Annotated in this window: 18 protein-coding genes and 1 tRNA gene; 13 read left to right on the top strand and 6 right to left on the bottom strand. The window is 63.4% G+C overall.

Going from position 1 to position 16,222, the window contains the following annotated elements; translation table 11 throughout:
• Position 1 precedes the first annotated feature (1 nt).
• Positions 2 to 1,957 carry a DNA topoisomerase IV subunit B gene (gene parE / locus V3C85_RS07030; RefSeq protein ID WP_331794375.1) on the bottom strand — a complete coding sequence of 652 codons (1,956 nt, stop codon included), beginning with the start codon at positions 1,955 to 1,957 and terminating at the stop codon, positions 2 to 4.
• A 149-nt stretch (positions 1,958 to 2,106) separates the two neighbouring features.
• Here parE and V3C85_RS07025 point away from each other — a divergent pair, with 149 nt between their 5' ends.
• Entirely contained in the window at positions 2,107 to 3,009 is a 903-nt protein-coding gene (locus V3C85_RS07025) for an NAD-dependent epimerase/dehydratase family protein (protein ID WP_331794374.1), read from the top strand.
• 6 nt (positions 3,010 to 3,015) lie between these two features.
• On the opposite strand, the gene V3C85_RS07020 is transcribed toward V3C85_RS07025, so the two are convergent.
• From V3C85_RS07020 to ppk2, 4 genes are all read right to left on the bottom strand, one after another.
• Entirely contained in the window at positions 3,016 to 4,386 is a 1,371-nt protein-coding gene (locus V3C85_RS07020) for an MATE family efflux transporter (protein WP_331794373.1), read from the bottom strand.
• Positions 4,387 to 4,423: 37 nt separating this feature from the next.
• Positions 4,424 to 5,335: a nickel/cobalt transporter gene (locus tag V3C85_RS07015; RefSeq protein ID WP_331794372.1), complete on the bottom strand. Its 912-nt coding sequence runs from the start codon at positions 5,333 to 5,335 to the stop codon at positions 4,424 to 4,426.
• Positions 5,320 to 5,988: a DUF1007 family protein gene (locus tag V3C85_RS07010; protein ID WP_331794371.1), complete on the bottom strand. Its 669-nt coding sequence runs from the start codon at positions 5,986 to 5,988 to the stop codon at positions 5,320 to 5,322. The genes V3C85_RS07015 and V3C85_RS07010 overlap by 16 nt, the downstream gene beginning before the upstream one ends.
• A 117-nt stretch (positions 5,989 to 6,105) precedes the next feature.
• A complete protein-coding gene (ppk2, locus tag V3C85_RS07005) occupies positions 6,106 to 7,032 on the bottom strand; it encodes a polyphosphate kinase 2 (protein WP_331794623.1) in 927 nt (308 codons plus the stop codon).
• A 385-nt stretch (positions 7,033 to 7,417) separates the two neighbouring features.
• Here ppk2 and V3C85_RS07000 point away from each other — a divergent pair, with 385 nt between their 5' ends.
• From V3C85_RS07000 to V3C85_RS06945, 12 genes are all read left to right on the top strand, one after another.
• Positions 7,418 to 8,074 (top strand): glutathione S-transferase family protein, encoded by a 657-nt coding sequence (locus V3C85_RS07000; protein WP_331794370.1) that lies wholly within the window; start codon positions 7,418 to 7,420, stop codon positions 8,072 to 8,074.
• Between the two features lie 67 nt (positions 8,075 to 8,141).
• Entirely contained in the window at positions 8,142 to 9,443 is a 1,302-nt protein-coding gene (gene hisD / locus V3C85_RS06995; protein ID WP_331794369.1) for a histidinol dehydrogenase, read from the top strand.
• A 74-nt stretch (positions 9,444 to 9,517) separates the two neighbouring features.
• On the top strand, positions 9,518 to 9,997 hold the full coding sequence (locus V3C85_RS06990) for a UPF0262 family protein (protein ID WP_331794368.1): 480 nt from the start codon (positions 9,518 to 9,520) through the stop codon (positions 9,995 to 9,997).
• A 4-nt stretch (positions 9,998 to 10,001) separates the two neighbouring features.
• The gene (locus V3C85_RS06985; protein WP_331794367.1) at positions 10,002 to 10,466 is read left to right on the top strand and encodes an arsenate-mycothiol transferase ArsC; all 465 of its coding nucleotides are present in this window, start codon (positions 10,002 to 10,004) and stop codon (positions 10,464 to 10,466) included.
• 99 nt (positions 10,467 to 10,565) lie between these two features.
• Positions 10,566 to 11,003: a ketosteroid isomerase-related protein gene (locus V3C85_RS06980; protein WP_331794366.1), complete on the top strand. Its 438-nt coding sequence runs from the start codon at positions 10,566 to 10,568 to the stop codon at positions 11,001 to 11,003.
• 20 nt (positions 11,004 to 11,023) lie between these two features.
• On the top strand, positions 11,024 to 11,605 hold the full coding sequence (locus V3C85_RS06975) for a GNAT family N-acetyltransferase (protein ID WP_331794622.1): 582 nt from the start codon (positions 11,024 to 11,026) through the stop codon (positions 11,603 to 11,605).
• On the top strand, positions 11,602 to 12,477 hold the full coding sequence (locus tag V3C85_RS06970; protein WP_331794365.1) for a carbon-nitrogen hydrolase family protein: 876 nt from the start codon (positions 11,602 to 11,604) through the stop codon (positions 12,475 to 12,477). The genes V3C85_RS06975 and V3C85_RS06970 overlap by 4 nt, the downstream gene beginning before the upstream one ends.
• A 117-nt stretch (positions 12,478 to 12,594) precedes the next feature.
• A complete protein-coding gene (gene infA, locus V3C85_RS06965; RefSeq protein WP_108434436.1) occupies positions 12,595 to 12,813 on the top strand; it encodes a translation initiation factor IF-1 in 219 nt (72 codons plus the stop codon).
• A complete protein-coding gene (locus tag V3C85_RS06960) occupies positions 12,810 to 13,385 on the top strand; it encodes a Maf family protein (RefSeq protein ID WP_331794364.1) in 576 nt (191 codons plus the stop codon). Before infA ends, V3C85_RS06960 begins: the two co-directional genes overlap by 4 nt.
• Entirely contained in the window at positions 13,382 to 14,434 is a 1,053-nt protein-coding gene (locus tag V3C85_RS06955) for a ribonuclease E/G (protein WP_331794363.1), read from the top strand. Before V3C85_RS06960 ends, V3C85_RS06955 begins: the two co-directional genes overlap by 4 nt.
• Positions 14,431 to 14,610, top strand: coding sequence for a DNA gyrase inhibitor YacG (locus V3C85_RS06950; protein ID WP_331794362.1), 180 nt, complete (start codon positions 14,431 to 14,433; stop codon positions 14,608 to 14,610). Before V3C85_RS06955 ends, V3C85_RS06950 begins: the two co-directional genes overlap by 4 nt.
• A gap of 127 nt (positions 14,611 to 14,737) precedes the next feature.
• Positions 14,738 to 14,813 (top strand) — tRNA-Phe (locus V3C85_RS06945).
• Positions 14,814 to 15,040: 227 nt separating this feature from the next.
• On the opposite strand, the gene V3C85_RS06940 is transcribed toward V3C85_RS06945, so the two are convergent.
• Complete coding sequence (locus V3C85_RS06940) at positions 15,041 to 16,186, bottom strand: aromatic ring-hydroxylating oxygenase subunit alpha (RefSeq protein WP_331794361.1); 1,146 nt, start codon at positions 16,184 to 16,186, stop codon at positions 15,041 to 15,043.
• Between the last annotated feature and the right edge of the window lie 36 nt (positions 16,187 to 16,222).

Genomic DNA, 16,222 nt, shown 5'->3' with positions numbered 1-16,222 from the left:
CTCACACATCCAACTCCTCCACAAACCGCGCATTCTCCTGAATATACTGGAAGCGCAGTTCCGGCTTTTTCCCCATCAGGCGTTCGACCAGATCAGAAGTATCGCCCGGCTCATCTTCATCAATGCTGACGCGGATCAGTTTCCGCGTGGCGGGGTTCATTGTGGTGTCTTTCAGGTCTTTGGCATCCATCTCGCCAAGGCCCTTGAAGCGCTGGACGTCGATCTTGCCCTTGCCGCCCAGACCTTTGGCCATCCAAAGCTCCTTTTCGGCATCTGACGCTACATAAAGCCGTTTGGGCCCTTGGGTCAGGCGATAAAGCGGCGGGCAGGCGAGGTAGAGATGGCCCTTGTCGATCAGGGGGCGCATCTGGGTGAAGAAAAAGGTCATCAACAGGCTGGCGATATGGGCGCCATCAACATCGGCATCGGTCATGATGATGATCTTGTCATAGCGCAGGTCATCAAGGTTGAACTTGCTGCCCATGCCCACGCCAAGGGCCTCGCAGATGTCGCGGATTTCGGAATTGTCGTTCAGCTTGTTGCTGGCCGCCCCCAGCACGTTCAGGATCTTGCCTTTCAGCGGCAACAGCGCCTGGGTTTCGCGCGACCGTGCGCCCTTGGCGCTGCCGCCGGCGCTGTCGCCCTCGACGATGAACAATTCAGTGCCTTCGCGGTTTTTCGCGGTGCAATCGGTCAGCTTGCCGGGCAGGCGCAGTTTCTTGGTGGCCGATTTGCGGGCGGTTTCCTTTTCCTGACGGCGGCGCAGGCGTTCTTCGGCGCGCAGCACCAGGAAATCGAGGATGGCCCCGGCAGATTTGGGATCGGCCGCCAGCCAGGTGTCGAAATGGTCGCGCACGGCGTTTTCGACCCATTTTGCGGCCTCTTCCGTGGCGAGGCGGTCTTTGGTCTGGCCCACGAACTGCGGTTCGCGGATAAAGCACGACACCAGCGCGCAGCCCCCCGCCAACAGATCATCGCGGGTGATCTGGTCGGCCTTGCGGTTCTTGACCCGTTCACCATAGGCGCGGATGCCTTTCAGCACCGCCGCCCAAAAGCCGGATTCGTGGGTGCCGCCCTCGGGGGTGGGCACGGTGTTGCAATAGGATTGGATAAAGCCGTCGCGCGAGGGCGTCCAGTTGATCGCCCATTCCACGCTGCCGGGCACGTTGAACTTTTCGACAAAGCTGACCTTGCCCGCAAAGGGGCGGTCGGCATAGGTGGTGGCTTTTTCCAGCGCCTCGGTCAGGTAATCGGCAAGGCCGCCGGGGAAGTGGAACGTGGCCTCCATCGGCGTGTCGCCATCGGGGATGGCCGATTTCCAGCGGATTTCGACGCCCGAGAACAGATAGGCCTTGGAGCGCGCCATTTTCAGCAGGCGCGCGGGTTTCAGCGTTTGTTGGCCGAAAATCTCGGGGTCGGGGTGGAAGGTGACGGTGGTGCCGCGGCGGTTGGGGGCGGGCCCGGCCTTGGTGACGGGGCCCTTGGGGATGCCGCGGGAAAATTCCTGCACGAAAAGTTCGCGGTTGCGGGCCACTTCGACGCGCATCAGATCAGACAGCGCGTTGACGACGCTGGCACCCACGCCGTGCAAGCCGCCCGAGGTGGCATAGGCGTCGCCGCCGAATTTGCCGCCTGCGTGCAGGGTGCAGAGGATGACCTCGAGCGCGGATTTGCCGGGGAATTTCGGATGCGGATCGACGGGGATGCCGCGGCCATTGTCGCGGATGGTGATGGTGTTGCCGGTGTGCAGTTCCACCTCGATCCGGGTGGCATGGCCGGCCACGGCCTCATCCATCGCGTTGTCCAGGATTTCGGCGACCATGTGGTGCAGCGCGCGTTCATCGGTGCCGCCGATATACATGCCGGGGCGTTTGCGCACGGGTTCCAGCCCCTCGAGCACTTCGATGCTGCTGGCGTCATAGGTGGCGGGGGCGCCGGAGAGGAGGTCATTGGCCATGGGATGCTCGGATTCTTTTCGGTCTTTGGGTTGCGCGCATTAGATCACCCTTGCGCCTGTGGATGCAAGGTCGGCTGCCGCAAGATGTTGGGGCATTGCCGGGCCACGCGGTGCGGCCTAGGTTTGCGGCAGGGCAAGGGAGGTAAGCGATGCGGGTTTTCTTTACGGGCGGGTCGGGCAAGGCTGGCAAGCATGTGATCCCCTATCTGCTGGGGCAGGGGCATCGGGTGCTGAATTTCGACAAGGTGCCTTTGGGGGCGGCGGGCTGCCATGATCTGCTGGGTGACATCACCGATGCGGGGCAGGTCTATTCGGCGCTGAACGGCCATGCGGGCTATGACGAGCTGGAAACCGGGCAGGGCGCGCGGGCCTTTGATGCGGTGGTGCATTTCGCCGCCGTGCCGCGGATGCTGATGTGCCCCGATACCGAGACGTGGCGGGTGAATGTGGTGGGCACCTACAATGTGATCGAGGCGGCGGTGAAGATGGGCATCACCAAGATCGTGGTGGCCTCAAGCGAGACGACCTATGGCTTTTGCTTTGCCGATGGCCGGGCCGACCCGCATCAGTTTCCGTTGACCGAAGACTATGACATCGACCCGATGGACACCTATGGCACCAGCAAGAAGGTGAATGAGGTGACGGCGCGCAGCTTTGCCCGCCGATCAGGCGCCGATGTTTACGCGTTGCGGATTGGCAATGTGGTAGAGCCGCATGAATATGCGCAGAACTTCCCCGGTTATTTCGCCGATCCTGAATTGCGGCGCAGAAATGCGTTCAACTATGTTGATGCGCGCGATCTGGGGCAGATTGTGGATCTGTGCCTGAAAAAGGATGGGTTGGGGTTTCAGGTGTTCAATGCCTGCAATTCGACCAATGGCATGAACCTGCCCAATGAGACGCTGTTGGCGCGCTATTTCCCCAAGGTGCCGGTGACGCGCAATCTGGCGCCATGGGAAAGCCTGATGTCGAATGAAAAGGCGCGCCGGATGCTGGGTTTTGTCGATCAGCACGACTGGCGGGCCTATGTGCCGGGCTATGGCACGACCTAGCCTGCGTCAGGCCCGCGAAACCCGCAGCCAGAACCGGGCCATCAGGCTGGCGGCGGCGGTGGCAAGGCCGATCACAAGGCCAAGCCACAGCCCGACCGCGCCAAAGCCCAAGGGGAAGGCCAGAATGTAACTGGCCGGGATGCCGATCAGCCAATAGCTGACCGAGGCCAGAACCATCGGAACTTTGGTATCTTGCACACCCGCCAGCATGCCAAGGGCCAGCACCTGCATGGAATCGGCCAGTTGGAACAGCGCCGCACAGGCCAGCAGGGTGGTGCCGATGGCGATGATCGTCATCCGCTCGGGCGAGGCGGGGTCGATGAACACCGAGATCATCGGGGTGGGCAGCGTCAGAAAGACCACGACGGTCAGCCCGGCAAAGACCAGCGACAGGCCGATGGCGACCTTGGCCCCCAGCCGCAGATCTGGCAGATTGCCTGCGCCGTGAAAGCGGCCGGTGCGCACGGTGATGGCATTGGCAAGCCCGACATGCACCATGAAGGTCAGCGCCGTGATTTCAAGCGCAATGCCATGGGCGGCCAGCTCGACCGTGCCGATCCAGCCCATCATCAGCGCGCTGGCCTGAAACAGGCCACTTTCGGCAAGGCCCGTCAGGCCCATCGGTGTGCCCAGTCGGAACACGGCGACAAAACCGGGCCAGTCGGGCCGCCAAAAGCGGATGAACAGTTGGTATTTGCGCAAGGCAGGCAGCAGGGCGGCATAAAGGCACAGGGCCAGCAGCGACGCCACCTGCACGATCAATGTGGCAAGGGCCGACCCAAGCACCCCCAGTTCGGGCGCGCCCCAGTTGCCGAAGATCAGCATCCAGTTCAGCGCGATGTTCAGCGGCACGGCGGCCAGCGTGACCCAAAGCTGCACCTGTGTGCGCTCGAGCGCGGCAAGGTAGCCTTTCAGCACCATCACCATCAGCGCGGGGATCATGCCAAGCCCGACAAAGCGCAGGTAATCTTGCGCCAAGGCCGCCACATCGGGTTTCTGGCCAAGTGCCAGCAGGATGGGTTCTGACCACCAGAACAGCGGATAGCACAGGATGCCGAACAGGATGGACAGCCACAGCCCCATGCGCGCCACGCGGCGCACCTGCACTTCGTCGCCACGCGCCTCGGCATTGGCGACCATGGGCATGACCGCCTTGGCAAAGCCCGAGCCAAGGATGAAGATTACGAAAAAGCTGGATGACCCGATCACCCCTGCCGCCAGCGGCAGAATGCCATACCAGCCCAGCATGATCGTATCGGTGACATGCAGGCCAAATTGCGCCAGTTGGCTGCCGATCAGCGGCAGGCCAAGCGTCAGGATGGCGCGGGCATGGCCCGTTGCGGGCAGCGCCGCCAGAGGGGCGGAGGTTGTGGTCATGGGCCAGCCTTAGCCGCGCCCGTCAGGCATCGCAAGCCTAGAGCGCAGCAGACAGCATGTGCAGTGACAGCGCCGCGATGATGGCACCTGCGATCAGCTCGACCCATGGCAGGGTGCGGGCGATGGCGGCGGCGGGCAGGGCGGCCAGACTGCCCTCTCGGATCGTGGTGGTGCCGATGGCCACGGCAAGGGTGATTGCCGCGGTTCCAAGGCCCATGGCAAAGGTGCCCGCAATGCCTGCCGCCCCGATGCCAAGGGCAAAGGTCAGCACCAGCAGGAACAGCGCCCCCGAGCAGGGACGCAGGGCGATGGCGCTGATCACCAAAGCGGCGTCGCGCAGGCTGTGTACTTGTGCGGCCTGAGCGGGGGTTGGGCCATGGGCATGGCCGCAGCCGCAAGTGGCGCTGTGGGGATGCGGGTGGTCATGGGTGTGGTTGTGGGCGGGGGGCGCTGCGCCGGGCCTGGCCAGCCTGCGGGCGCCCCGCCACAACAGCCAAAGCCCCAGCCCGGCGACAAGGGCGTAAGACAGCGGCAGCATGGCGGTTTCGGCGATGTCTTCCATTTCCGGGCGGGTCCAGCCCAGCAGGGCCGCCCCGCCTGCCACCAGCACCACGGCCACGGCCGATTGCGCCAGAGACGAGGCAAGGGCAAGGCCCGCCAGCCGCCGCAAAGGCACGCGCTGGGCGATGCCATAAGCGCCGATCACTGCCTTGCCATGTCCGGGGCCGATGGCGTGGAAAAAGCCATAGGAAAAGCATACGGTCAGCAATGTGCCCCAAGCGCCGGGATGCCCGGCCTTGATCGCGCGCACTGCGGCGGCAAGGCTGTCTTGCACGGCACGTTGCTGGGTGGCGGCCCAATCGGCCAGCGGGTTCAGCGCCTGCGTCATCCAGATCAGGCCAAGGGCCAGCACAAGGCCAAAGGCGGCCAGCATCAGGCTGCGGGGCATGTGACCACCATTTCTTCGGCATAGGCATCGCCGATGGCGGGGAATTCGCCCTCGGCCTCGGCGGTGCCAGCCAGTTCGGCGATGGCGGCTTGCAGGCGGGCGTCGGCATTCTCGCGGTCGGGTTCGAACACCTGCGCCTGACAATCGGCGCGGCCTGTCAGCACCGGTTGGGCCGCGATGGTATAGGCGGTGTAGAAAGACGGGTCATAGACGCGCAGCACCAGATCGTTGCCCGCCAGATCGACAGGGGCTGCAAGCGGGCGAAGATGGGTGCTGATCAGGCGCCCGTCTTGATAGCCGGCGGTGGTTTCGGTCGGGCCGGTCAGGGGCAGCGGTGTCTTGCCCAGAAAGGCATAGCTGTCGCCTAGAAAGCCTGCGTCCCATTCCATGTCAAAGCCTTGCAGCCGTGCCAGTTCTTCCTCGGTCAGGGTGCCGTCGAAATCGGGATCAAAGCCGTTTTCGGCCAGATAGGCCAGCGAATAGAGATCGTCATAGGCCCAGGTGATGCGAAAGCCGCCGGCCTGACCTGTTGGGGTGAACACGACCTCGATCGAGGTGTCGATAAAGATATGTGGATGCGCCAGTGCCGCGCCGGGGGCGACAAGGCAGGTCAGGGTGGCAAGGGCTGCGGCGGAAAGGCAGGGGTACGGCATGGCTTGGCCCAAGGCAAAAGGGATGCGCGACCTTAGGCACAAGGCCGGGCGAAGGCCAGAGGGCCATCGCCACCGATGGTTGGGGCGGGCAAGGTTTCGCGCGCCGCCCCGAAGTCATCAGGTCTTGCGCAGAACCGGATGTTGGGCGGTGTCGAGGATATGACCCGCCCCGCCGATCACCTGTGCTGCATGGCCGACGATCAGGGGATCAACCTCGCCGATCACGGCCTTGTCCTTGCCCGGATAGTCGATGGTCGACAGGAAATGCCGCATGCAGTTCAGGCGAGCGCGTTTCTTGTCATTCGATTTGACAATGGTCCAAGGCGCATCGGCGGTGTCGGTGTAAAAGAACATCGCCTCTTTCGCCTCGGTATAGTCATCCCATTTGTCCAGGCTGGCCTTGTCGATGGGCGAAAGCTTCCACATTTTCAGCGGGTCGGTTTCGCGCGATTTGAAACGGGAGGCCTGTTCGTCACGGGTCACCGAGAACCAGTATTTGTAAAGCCGGATGCCCGAGCGCACCAGCATGCGTTCCAGTTCCGGCACTTCACGCATGAATTCAAGATATTCCGAGGGTGAGCAAAAGCCCATCACCCGTTCCACCCCGGCGCGGTTGTACCAACTGCGGTCGTAGAACACCATTTCGCCCGCTGTGGGCAGGTGGTTGATATAGCGCTGAAAGAACCACTGGCCTTTCTCGGTTTCGGTGGGTTTGGTCAGGGCCACCACACGCGCATAGCGGGGGTTCAGATGCTCCATGAAGCGTTTGATCGTGCCGCCCTTGCCTGCGGCATCACGGCCTTCCATCAGGACCACGAATTTCTGGCCGGTTTCTTGTGCCCAGATCTGCACCTTCAACAGTTCGGCCTGCAATCTGGCCTTTTCTGCTTCGTAGGCTTTGCGGGCCATCGGGCGGGCATAGGGGTAGCGGCCGCTTTCAAAAACGCGGGCGATGCTGGCATCGGTCACGGGGAACTGGCGCGGGCCATGCGGTTTGGCCGGGGTGTCGGCGTCGTTTGCGACAGGCGCAAGGGGCCCAGCCATCGGCTCTGGCGCGGCCTCGGTCGTGGCGTTTACGATGGCGGGCGCCGAGGTGGTTGTTGGTGTGGCGGTTGTTGGTGTGGCGGGTGTTGGTGTGGCGCTGTCCTGCATGCGGTCCCCTTTCTGCTGATGTTGGGGCATTTTACGCCGATACGGGGGGCGGCGCTTTGATTGGTGTCAACAAAAGCGGCTTTTTGGCGCAGATGGCCCTTTGTGGGCGTTGAAAAAGCCCCGGTTCTGGGCGCGGGCAGCGGCAGGCCAGAACCAGAGTGGCCGAAACCAGACTGGCCAAGAAAAGACCCGACCGAAATTCCCGGCCCCCGGTGCAATCTGTCATTGCGGGGGCCAGAGGGCGCGTTAGCATGGCGGCAGAGCAGGAGAGCCCGACATGTTGACCCTTTACGGCGTTTACCGATCCCGCGCCTTGCGCCCCTTGTGGGTCTTGGCCGAAGCCGAAATTCCCTTTACCCATGTGCCGGTGACGCAGGCCTATCGGTTGGCCGAACCCTTGGCGGCGACGGCCCCGCTGAACACGGCCACCCCGGCCTTTCTGGCCATCAACCCCATCGGGCAAGTGCCGGCGCTGCGCGACGGGCCGCTGTTGCTGACCGAAAGTCTGGCGATCTGCCTGCATATCGCGCGCAAATTCGGCGGCGCGCTGGGCCCTGCCTCGGCGGATGAAGCCAGCCTGATGGAAAACTGGGCGCTGTTCGCGGCCACGGCGATCGAGCCTTTGTCGATTGAAATCCTGTATGTCTATCGGGACAAACTGGCCGAGACGCCGACGGGCGAGGGCATTGTGAAAATCGCAGCGCAAAAGCTGGCCCGGCCCCTGGCCCGGCTTGAGGCGCATTTGCAGGGCCGTAACTGGCTTTTGGACCGCTTTAGCGTGGCCGATGTGATGGTTGAGGAATGTTTGCGCTATGGCCAGCCCTATGCGCCCCTGTTGGCCCCGTTCCCCAATGTGGCACGCTGGATGGCCGCTTGTCAGGCCCGCCCGGCGTTTCAGCAGGTCTGGGCGGCCCGCAACGCCGAACCGGAATAAGCCAATGGCGGCTTGAGAGGGGGCGTGGGCTGCGCTAGTTGGGTGGCAACGCCAAGGGAGACCCCAGATGCCCATGTTCCTGTCCTGCCGTGATGCCGATTTCGAGGCCCGTTTTGCCGCGCTGTTGTCGATGAAGCGCGAAGAGGCCGAGGATGTGGATCAGACGGTCGCGGCGATCATTGCCGATGTGCGCGCGCGTGGCGATGCGGCGGTGCTGGACCTGACCGCGCGGTTTGACCGGCTGGACCTGACGGCCGAGCGGTTGGCCTTTTCGCCAGCTGAAATGGCGGCCGAAGTGGCCAAGGTCACGCCCGAGGACCGCGCCGCGCTGGAATTGGCGGCGGATCGGATCCGCGCCTATCATGAACGGCAGCGCCCCGAGGATGCCAGTTGGACCGATGCGGCGGGGGCCACCCTTGGCTGGCGCTGGACGCCGGTTTCGGCGGCGGGCCTGTATGTGCCCGGGGGCACGGCCAGCTATCCGTCAAGTGTGCTGATGAATGCGATTCCGGCCAAGGTGGCGGGGGTGGGGCGGTTGGTGATTGCTTGCCCGACACCGGATGGTGTGGTGAACCCGCTGGTCTTGCTGGCGGCCGAACTGGCCGGGGTGGATGTGGTGTATCGGATGGGCGGCGCGCAGGCGATTGCGGCGCTGGCCTATGGCACGGCAACGGTGCAGCCGGTGGACAAGATCACCGGGCCGGGCAATGCCTTTGTGGCGGCAGCCAAGCGGCGGGTTTTTGGCCGTGTGGGGATCGACATGATCGCGGGGCCGTCGGAGGTGTTGGTGATTGCCGATGCCGGAAATGACCCCGACTGGATCGCGCTGGATTTGCTGAGCCAGGCCGAACATGATGCAAGTGCGCAGGCCATTTTGATCACCACCGATGCGGCCCTGGGGCAGGCCGTGGCGGCAGCGGTGGACAAGCGGCTGGAGACGCTGGAGCGGCGGGCGATTGCGGGCGCAAGCTGGCGCGACAATGGCGCGGTGATCGTGGTGAAGACGCTGGAACAGGCGGCGGATCTGGCCAATCGCATCGCGCCCGAGCATCTGGAGATCATGGTCGAGGATGCCGAGGCGCTGGCGGCCCGCATCCCGCATGCGGGGGCGATTTTCCTTGGCCCCTGGACGCCCGAGGCGATCGGCGATTATGTCGGGGGGCCGAACCATGTGTTGCCAACGGCGCGGTCGGCGCGGTTCTCCAGCGGCCTGAATGTGTTGGATTTCATGAAGAAAACCACCATGGCCCGCATGACGCCCGAGGCGTTGAAGGCGATTGGCCCCAGTGCTGAACGGCTGGCAATCTCGGAAAGCCTGGAGGCACATGGGCTGAGTGTGCGGGCACGGCTGGATCGGCTGAATGGCTGAGCGCGCGCCACTACGCCCTTGCGTTGCGGGGGATCGTCGGGCATCACGGGCGGGTTACCGAGTAAGGCCCGAGCATGACGAACCGCATTTGCCATATCGAGATTGACGAGAAAGGGCTGGTCCGCCCCACGCCCGAGATCGAGCAAGAGCGCCGGGTGGCGATCTTTGATCTGCTGGAAGAAAACAGCTTTGGCCTGCCCGCGCGGGATGGCCGGGCCGTGGCCCCGGGCCCCTATCGCCTTGGGCTGGCCATCCGCGAGGGGCGGCTGGTCTTTGACGTGGCGACCGAGGATGAAACCAAGGTGGGCGAGTTTCATCTGAGCCTTGGCCCGTTCCGGCAGGTGGTGAAGGATTACTTCCAGATCTGCGAAAGCTATTTCGACGCGGTCAAGCGCCTGCCCCCCAGCCAGATCGAGGCGATCGACATGGCGCGGCGTGGCATTCACAACGAAGGTGCGCGGGTGTTGCAAGAACGGCTGGAGGGCAAGGCCGAGGTTGATCTGGATACGGCGCGGCGCCTGTTCACGCTGATTTGCGTGTTGCACTGGGGGTAGGGGCTTGGGCGAATTTCCCCAGTCGGTTCTGTTCTGCTGCGACCATAATGCCGTGCGTTCGCCCATGGCCGAGGCCTTGATGAAGAAGATGTATGGCCAGCGGGCCTATGTCCAGTCGGCCGGGGTCAAGAATGACATGGAGGTGGATGGCTTTTCAGTGGCCGTCTGCCGCGAGGTGGGGGTAGAACTTGCCCGGCATCGGTCGCGCAGCTTTGACGAGATGCAGGAATGGGGCGATGATCTGAGTCAGTTTGACCTGATCGTGGCCCTGTCGCCCGCCAGTCAGCGCATGGCGCTGGAATTGACGCGCCATTATCATCTTGAGATCGAATACTGGCCGATCCTTGATCCGACCGGCTTGGGCGAAACGCGTGAGGCCAAGCTGGCCGCCTATCGGCAGGCGCGCGATCAGATCATTGCGCGGATGGTGGCCCGTTTTGGCCCGGCAACCGAGCAGACCGAAGGCTGACGGCACGGGGCGGCCGCTTTCGCCCTGTCAAAAGGCGGAACTGGCCTTTTCCCCGCCGCAGGCTTGGCTAAGCTGGCCACGATCAGAAGGAGCCTTGCCATGACCGCCCAAACCCCGACCGATACCACAGCCGCCGAAACGGCCCGTGCCACCCTGGCCGCCTATTACGCGGCCTTTAACGCAGGCGATGCGGCGGGCATGCTGGCCTGTATCACCGATGATGTCGAACATCGGGTGAATGAAGGTGGCATCCGGTGGGGGCGCGAAAAATTCGCTGAATTCTGCGGGCATATGGGCGTCAGCTATCGCGAAGAGCTGAAGGATATGGTGATTTTCGTCAGCCCCGATGGCACGCGGGGGGCGGCGGAATTCGTGGTGCATGGCACCTATCTGCAAACCGACCCCGGCCTGCCCGAGGCCCGCGGACAGGCCTATGTTCTGCCGGCGGGGTCGTTCTTTGCGCTGAAAGACGGCAAGATTGCGCGGGTGACCACCTTTTACAATCTGAACGACTGGATCGCGCAGGTTTCGGCGTGACCCGCGCCCTGCCTGATGGCCTGTCGGTGCGGGTGCTGACCGGCGCCGATCTGGATGCGGCGCTGGATGCGGTGGCGGGGTTGCGCATCACCGTGTTTCGCGATTGGCCTTATCTTTACGACGGCGATCTGGATTACGAACGCGACTATCTGCAAACCTATCGCAACAGCCAGGGTGCGGTGCTGGTGGGGGCCTTTGCGGGGGATCGGCTGGTGGGGGCTGCGACAGGCACCCCGATGGAAGACCATGCCGCCGATTTTGCCGCCCCCTTTGCCGCCACGGGTGTTGATCTGGGCCAGATCTTTTACTGTGCCGAGTCGGTTTTGCTGCCCGATTATCGCAGCCTTGGCATCGGGCACCGCTTTTTTGATCTGCGCGAAGATCATGCGCGGGCCTTGGGGCGCAGCCATGTGGCCTTTTGTTCGGTGATGCGGCCCGATGACCATCCGGCGCGGCCTGCGGCCTATCGGTCGAACCATGCGTTTTGGGAAAAGCGCGGCTATCGCCAGTTGCCGGGTGTGGTGGCAAGTTTCTCTTGGCGCGATCTGGGCGATGGCGATGAAAGCCAAAAGCCGCTGCAATTCTGGATGAGGGCATTATGAGCGGGTTTGTTCTGGCCGCAGCGGCCTATGATTTGTCGTGGTTTGATCGGTTTGACGATTATGCCGCCAAGATCGGCTCTTGGGTGGCAGGGGCGGCGGCACGGGGGGCCAAGTTGGCGGTATTCCCCGAATATGGCGCGATGGAGCTGACGTCTTTGGGCGGGCGCGCGGTGGCGGCCGATCTGGAACGGGGGCTGCATGAGGTGGCGCGGCACTGGCCTGCGGTGGATGCGCTGCATGTTGAGCTGGCGCGGCGGCATGACATGATCCTGCTTGGCGCCAGTGCCCCCTTTTTTGATGGCGCGCGCCCGGTGAACCGCGCGGTGCTGTATGGCCCCGATGGCGTGATCGGGCATCAGGACAAGCAGATCATGACCCGGTTCGAGCGTGAAACCTGGGATGTGGTGGCCGGGCAGGGGCTGGCCCCTTTTGACACCGATCTGGGCAAGATCGGGGTGGTGATCTGCTATGACAGCGAGTTTCCGCTGTTGGCGCGGCATCTGGTTGATCAGGGGGCCGAGGTCTTGCTGGCCCCGTCTTGCACCGACAGTCTGGCAGGGTTTACCCGCGTGCGGGTGGGCAGCATGGCGCGGGCCTTGGAAAACCAGTGCATCGTGGCGCATGCGCCCACGGTGGGGGCCTGCGACTTTTGCCCTGCGGTTGATGAAAACTGGGGATCGGCTGCGATTTACGGCCCGCCCGACCGGGGCTTTCCGCCCACGGGCATTCTGGCCGAAACCCCGATGAACGTGGCAGGCTGGGCCGTGGCGCCGGTATCCTTGGCCGCCGTGCGTGAGGTGCGGCGTGATGGCGGGGTGCTGAACCATCTGCACTGGCCAGAACAGCACCAACGCGTTGCAGGCAGGGGCTAAGCCGCATTCCGGCGGGGGGCAGGCAAGAAATTGCTTGAAAATCGCCCATAACAGGCGCATATGCCGCCCATCAAGGGCCTGCGGTTCTCGCGGGCCTGTCCCTATTTTGGAGTGAACATGGCCAAGGAAGACATTCTCGAATTCCCCGGCGTCGTCAAGGAACTCCTGCCAAACGCGACATTCAGGGTCGAACTCGACAATGGCCATGAATTGATCGCGGTGATGGCGGGCAAGATGCGCAAGAACCGCATCCGTGTTCTGGCTGGTGACAAGGTGCAGGTGGAAATGACGCCCTACGACCTGTCGAAGGGCCGCATCAACTATCGGTTCAAGTGAGACTGATCCTCGGATCGGGAAGCCCGCGCAGAAAGGAACTTCTGGCGGGCTTGGGCATTGTGCCCGATGCCATTCTGCCCCCCGACATCAACGAAGACCCCAAGCCCCGCGAACAGCCGCGCCCCTATTGCGCAAGGCTGGCGCGTGAAAAGGCTTTGGCGGTGGCGGCCGGGCCGGATGATCTGGTGCTGTGTGCCGATACGACCGTTGCCCTGGGCCGCCGCATTCTGGGCAAGCCAGCCGATGCCGGCGAGGCCGCGGCCTTTCTGACCCTGCTGGGCGGTCGCCGCCATGAGGTGATCACCGCCGTGGCCCTGCGCCGGGGCGACCGGATGTGGACGCGCGAGTCGGTGAGTGCGGTCAAGATGAAGCGGCTGTCGGACGCTGAGTTGAACAGCTATCTGGCCAGCGGTGACTGGCAGGGCAAGGCTGGCGGCTATGGCATTCAGGGCGCTGCGGGTGCCTTTATTCCTTGGATCTCGGGCAGTTACAGTGGCATCATGGGCCTGCCCGTGGCCGAAACCGCCGCCCTGCTGACGGCAGCGGGCTGGCCTGTCTGGAGACAAGCATGAAGGGCCGCGTCGTCATATTGGACGAAATCGCCGACCGCCAATGTGCGGCGCTGATCGTGGATGGGCAGTTGCACGAACTGTCGATCGACCCCGAGGGCGACCGTGTGCTGCCTGGCGCCATCTTTCGCGCCATTGCGGATCGTCCGATGAAGGGGCAGGGGGGCATCTTCGTCAAGCTGCCCGATGGCCAGACCGGCTTTTTGCGCCAAGTCAGTGGCATCGCGCCGGGCCAGCGGCTGTTGGTGCAGGTGTCTGGCCCGGCCGAGGCGGGCAAGGCCTTTCCGGTCACCACGCGCCTGCTGTTCAAATCGCGCTTTGCGATTGTCACCCCGGATGCGCCGGGGTTGAACATCAGCCGCCGGATCAAGGATGAAGATCTGCGCGCCGATCTGTCGGCCCTGGCAACCGAGGCGATGGCAGGGGCCGAAGCACGGTTGGGGCTGATCTTGCGCTCGGCCTGTGCCGAGGCCGAACCCGATGCGATTGCCGAAGACATTGCCGCGATGCGCGACCTGGCCCAAGCGGTGCTGGCCGACGTTACCGGCGATGCGGAACTGCTGGTTGATGGGGCGGTTGCCCATGACATCGCCTTTCGCGACTGGCTGGACCCCGCCCCTGATGAGGTGATCACCGAACCGGGCGGATTTGCCGATCTGGGCGTGGACGATCTGGTCGCGGCCCTGCTGGAACCGCGGGTCGATTTGTCCGGCGGCGGCCATATGATGATCGAGGCCACGCGTGCCCTGGTGGCCGTTGATGTGAACACCGGCCCCGATACCTCGCCTGCGGCCAGCCTGAAGGTGAACATCGCCGCTGCCCGTGATCTGGGCCGCCAGTTGCGGCTGCGGGGCCTGGGCGGGCAGGTGGTGGTTGATTTCGCGCCGATGTCCAAGAAAGATCGGGCGGTGCTGGATCAGGTGATCAAGGCCGCGTTCAAGGCCGAGGGCGATGCCCATCTGGCCGGATGGACCAATCTGGGGCTGTATGAGTTGACGCGCCGCCGCGACCGCCTGCCATTGGAGGATCTGGCCGAGGGGCTGTTTGCATGACCTGCCCGATCTGCGCCAAGGCCAGCGATCCGAAATACCGGCCCTTCTGCTCTCGCCGCTGCGCCGACATCGATCTGGGGCGCTGGCTGACCGAAAGCTATGTGATTCCCGCCCAAGAGGCACCCGATGCCGACACGTCCGAAGCCCCACCCGAGGCGGATGAGACGCGCCACTAGGCCGGGAACAGGCTTTGAGAACAGGATCGTGGAATTGAGTGAAAAATCCGCAAAAAGTCTCTGGACAGCCCCGCCGACCTGACGTATCACCCGCCCATCCGAAGGGTAGCGCCCCAAGGACCACGGTGCCCAGATAGCTCAGTTGGTAGAGCAGCGGATTGAAAATCCGCGTGTCGCTGGTTCGATTCCGGCTCTGGGCACCACTTTTATCTTTCAGAACAGAAGCTTGCCGAACACCTGCAAAGGGCGTTGTCGTATCGGCTGTGTGGCGCTGTGGTGCGGGGCGTGGGTTGGTTGCGTGGTGCCGCAGCAGGGGGACGTGATCTTGCCTGTTTGGCGGATCTGCGCGGCGGTGGCTTTGGGCTTGGGCAAATCGACGTCAGAAACCAGATGCCTGGGTGGGGCGACCCTTGGGTGGCGGGGCGCGTCTTTAGATTGCGGCGCGCAGGGGGGTGCTGGGTTGCGGAATGGCGCGGCCGAGGTAGCGGTAGAAATCCCAGATCGTGCCCTCAAAATCACGCGGGGCAAGGTGGCCCGATGGGGCGTGGCGCGAAGAAAGCGCCTTTTGCATCTTTTCCAGCTTTTCCCGGTCTTCTCGGTTCACCTCTAACCACAGCGCAATGCGCTCTTCCAATTCGTCCTGGGTCAACTCATCTCCATAGGTTGACATGGTCCAGCGCACGCAAATTTTGTCAACGCTGATGGGTTTGATCGCAAACGAGACAAGCAGCGTCGCGGCCTGGCTGGCGATTTGGGTCGGGAACAGATTGAACAGGGTCGAACGGCGGCGCTCATCCTCGGGCAAGCCCGGTGCCCCCATGCCGCGCGATTGGGCCGAGTCGGGATAGTTGGCACAGTATGAGGTGAAACTGTCATCCGACATTGATTTGCGGCTGAGTCCGGTGGGCGTGTAGGGGTGCAAGGTCTCGGGGTGAACGATCGAGAGGTGATACGCCTCCATGAAATTCTCGACCAGACATTTCCAATTGGTGTGCCATTCCTCCTCGAATTCGCGCACGATGCGAAAGTCTTGCGGTTGGTAATTGGCCAGCAGCGCCCCAAGCTGGCCAAGACGCGCAGACAGGGGGGCGGCGGCATCGTCAAGGTTGCAATAGATGAAACCGTTCCAGATTTCGCTGCGAAAACTGGGCAGCGAGCAATTCTCGGCGCTGACACCCTTGTCGCGCATGCGCGGGGCATTGAGCAACTCGCCCGAACGGCCATAGGCCCAGGCGTGGTAAGAGCAGATGAAACGGCGGGTCGATCCCTTGCCCTCCATCAGCGGCATGCCGCGATGGCGGCACAGGTTTGACAAGACCCTGACTTCGCCGTCCTCGCCGCGCACCACCAGCAGGTTTTCGTTGAACAGCTGGGTTACAAAGTAATCGCCGGGCTTGGCGATCTCGTCGGCACGGCCCAGAACATGCCATTCTTTTTTCAACACGTTTTCGACCTCATAGTCGAAATAATCGGGGTCGGTGTAAAAGCGCCCCGGAAGACAGTGCGCTTCATGCTCGGGCAGCGATGCGATCTGGCGCAGGGTTTCATTCATTGCATCGATCTTTGCGTTGATCATGGTCAGTCCACTGCTTGGGGCCAGTCAGGTTTGGGC

It is taken from the genome of Pseudotabrizicola sp. L79 (assembly GCF_036553525.1).
Classification (GTDB): domain Bacteria; phylum Pseudomonadota; class Alphaproteobacteria; order Rhodobacterales; family Rhodobacteraceae; genus Pseudotabrizicola.
The sequence above is the reverse complement of the archived record's forward strand: the minus strand, read 5'-3'. Positions and strand labels throughout refer to the sequence as shown.

Excerpts from the sequence above, each read along its gene's own strand:
- V3C85_RS06950 (WP_331794362.1), top strand. The coding sequence starts at position 14,431 with ATGACCTGCCCGATCTGCGCCAAGGCCAGCGATCCGAAATACCGGCCC.
- V3C85_RS06970 (WP_331794365.1), top strand. The coding sequence starts at position 11,602 with ATGAGCGGGTTTGTTCTGGCCGCAGCGGCCTATGATTTGTCGTGGTTT.
- parE (WP_331794375.1), bottom strand. The coding sequence starts at position 1,957 with ATGGCCAATGACCTCCTCTCCGGCGCCCCCGCCACCTATGACGCCAGC.
- infA (WP_108434436.1), top strand. The coding sequence starts at position 12,595 with ATGGCCAAGGAAGACATTCTCGAATTCCCCGGCGTCGTCAAGGAACTC.
- V3C85_RS07010 (WP_331794371.1), bottom strand. The coding sequence starts at position 5,988 with ATGCCGTACCCCTGCCTTTCCGCCGCAGCCCTTGCCACCCTGACCTGC.
- V3C85_RS06990 (WP_331794368.1), top strand. The coding sequence starts at position 9,518 with ATGACGAACCGCATTTGCCATATCGAGATTGACGAGAAAGGGCTGGTC.
- V3C85_RS06940 (WP_331794361.1), bottom strand. The coding sequence starts at position 16,186 with ATGATCAACGCAAAGATCGATGCAATGAATGAAACCCTGCGCCAGATC.
- V3C85_RS06955 (WP_331794363.1), top strand. The coding sequence starts at position 13,382 with ATGAAGGGCCGCGTCGTCATATTGGACGAAATCGCCGACCGCCAATGT.
- V3C85_RS07020 (WP_331794373.1), bottom strand. The coding sequence starts at position 4,386 with ATGACCACAACCTCCGCCCCTCTGGCGGCGCTGCCCGCAACGGGCCAT.
- V3C85_RS07025 (WP_331794374.1), top strand. The coding sequence starts at position 2,107 with ATGCGGGTTTTCTTTACGGGCGGGTCGGGCAAGGCTGGCAAGCATGTG.
- V3C85_RS07000 (WP_331794370.1), top strand. The coding sequence starts at position 7,418 with ATGTTGACCCTTTACGGCGTTTACCGATCCCGCGCCTTGCGCCCCTTG.
- ppk2 (WP_331794623.1), bottom strand. The coding sequence starts at position 7,032 with ATGGCTGGGCCCCTTGCGCCTGTCGCAAACGACGCCGACACCCCGGCC.
- V3C85_RS07015 (WP_331794372.1), bottom strand. The coding sequence starts at position 5,335 with ATGCCCCGCAGCCTGATGCTGGCCGCCTTTGGCCTTGTGCTGGCCCTT.
- hisD (WP_331794369.1), top strand. The coding sequence starts at position 8,142 with ATGCCCATGTTCCTGTCCTGCCGTGATGCCGATTTCGAGGCCCGTTTT.
- V3C85_RS06980 (WP_331794366.1), top strand. The coding sequence starts at position 10,566 with ATGACCGCCCAAACCCCGACCGATACCACAGCCGCCGAAACGGCCCGT.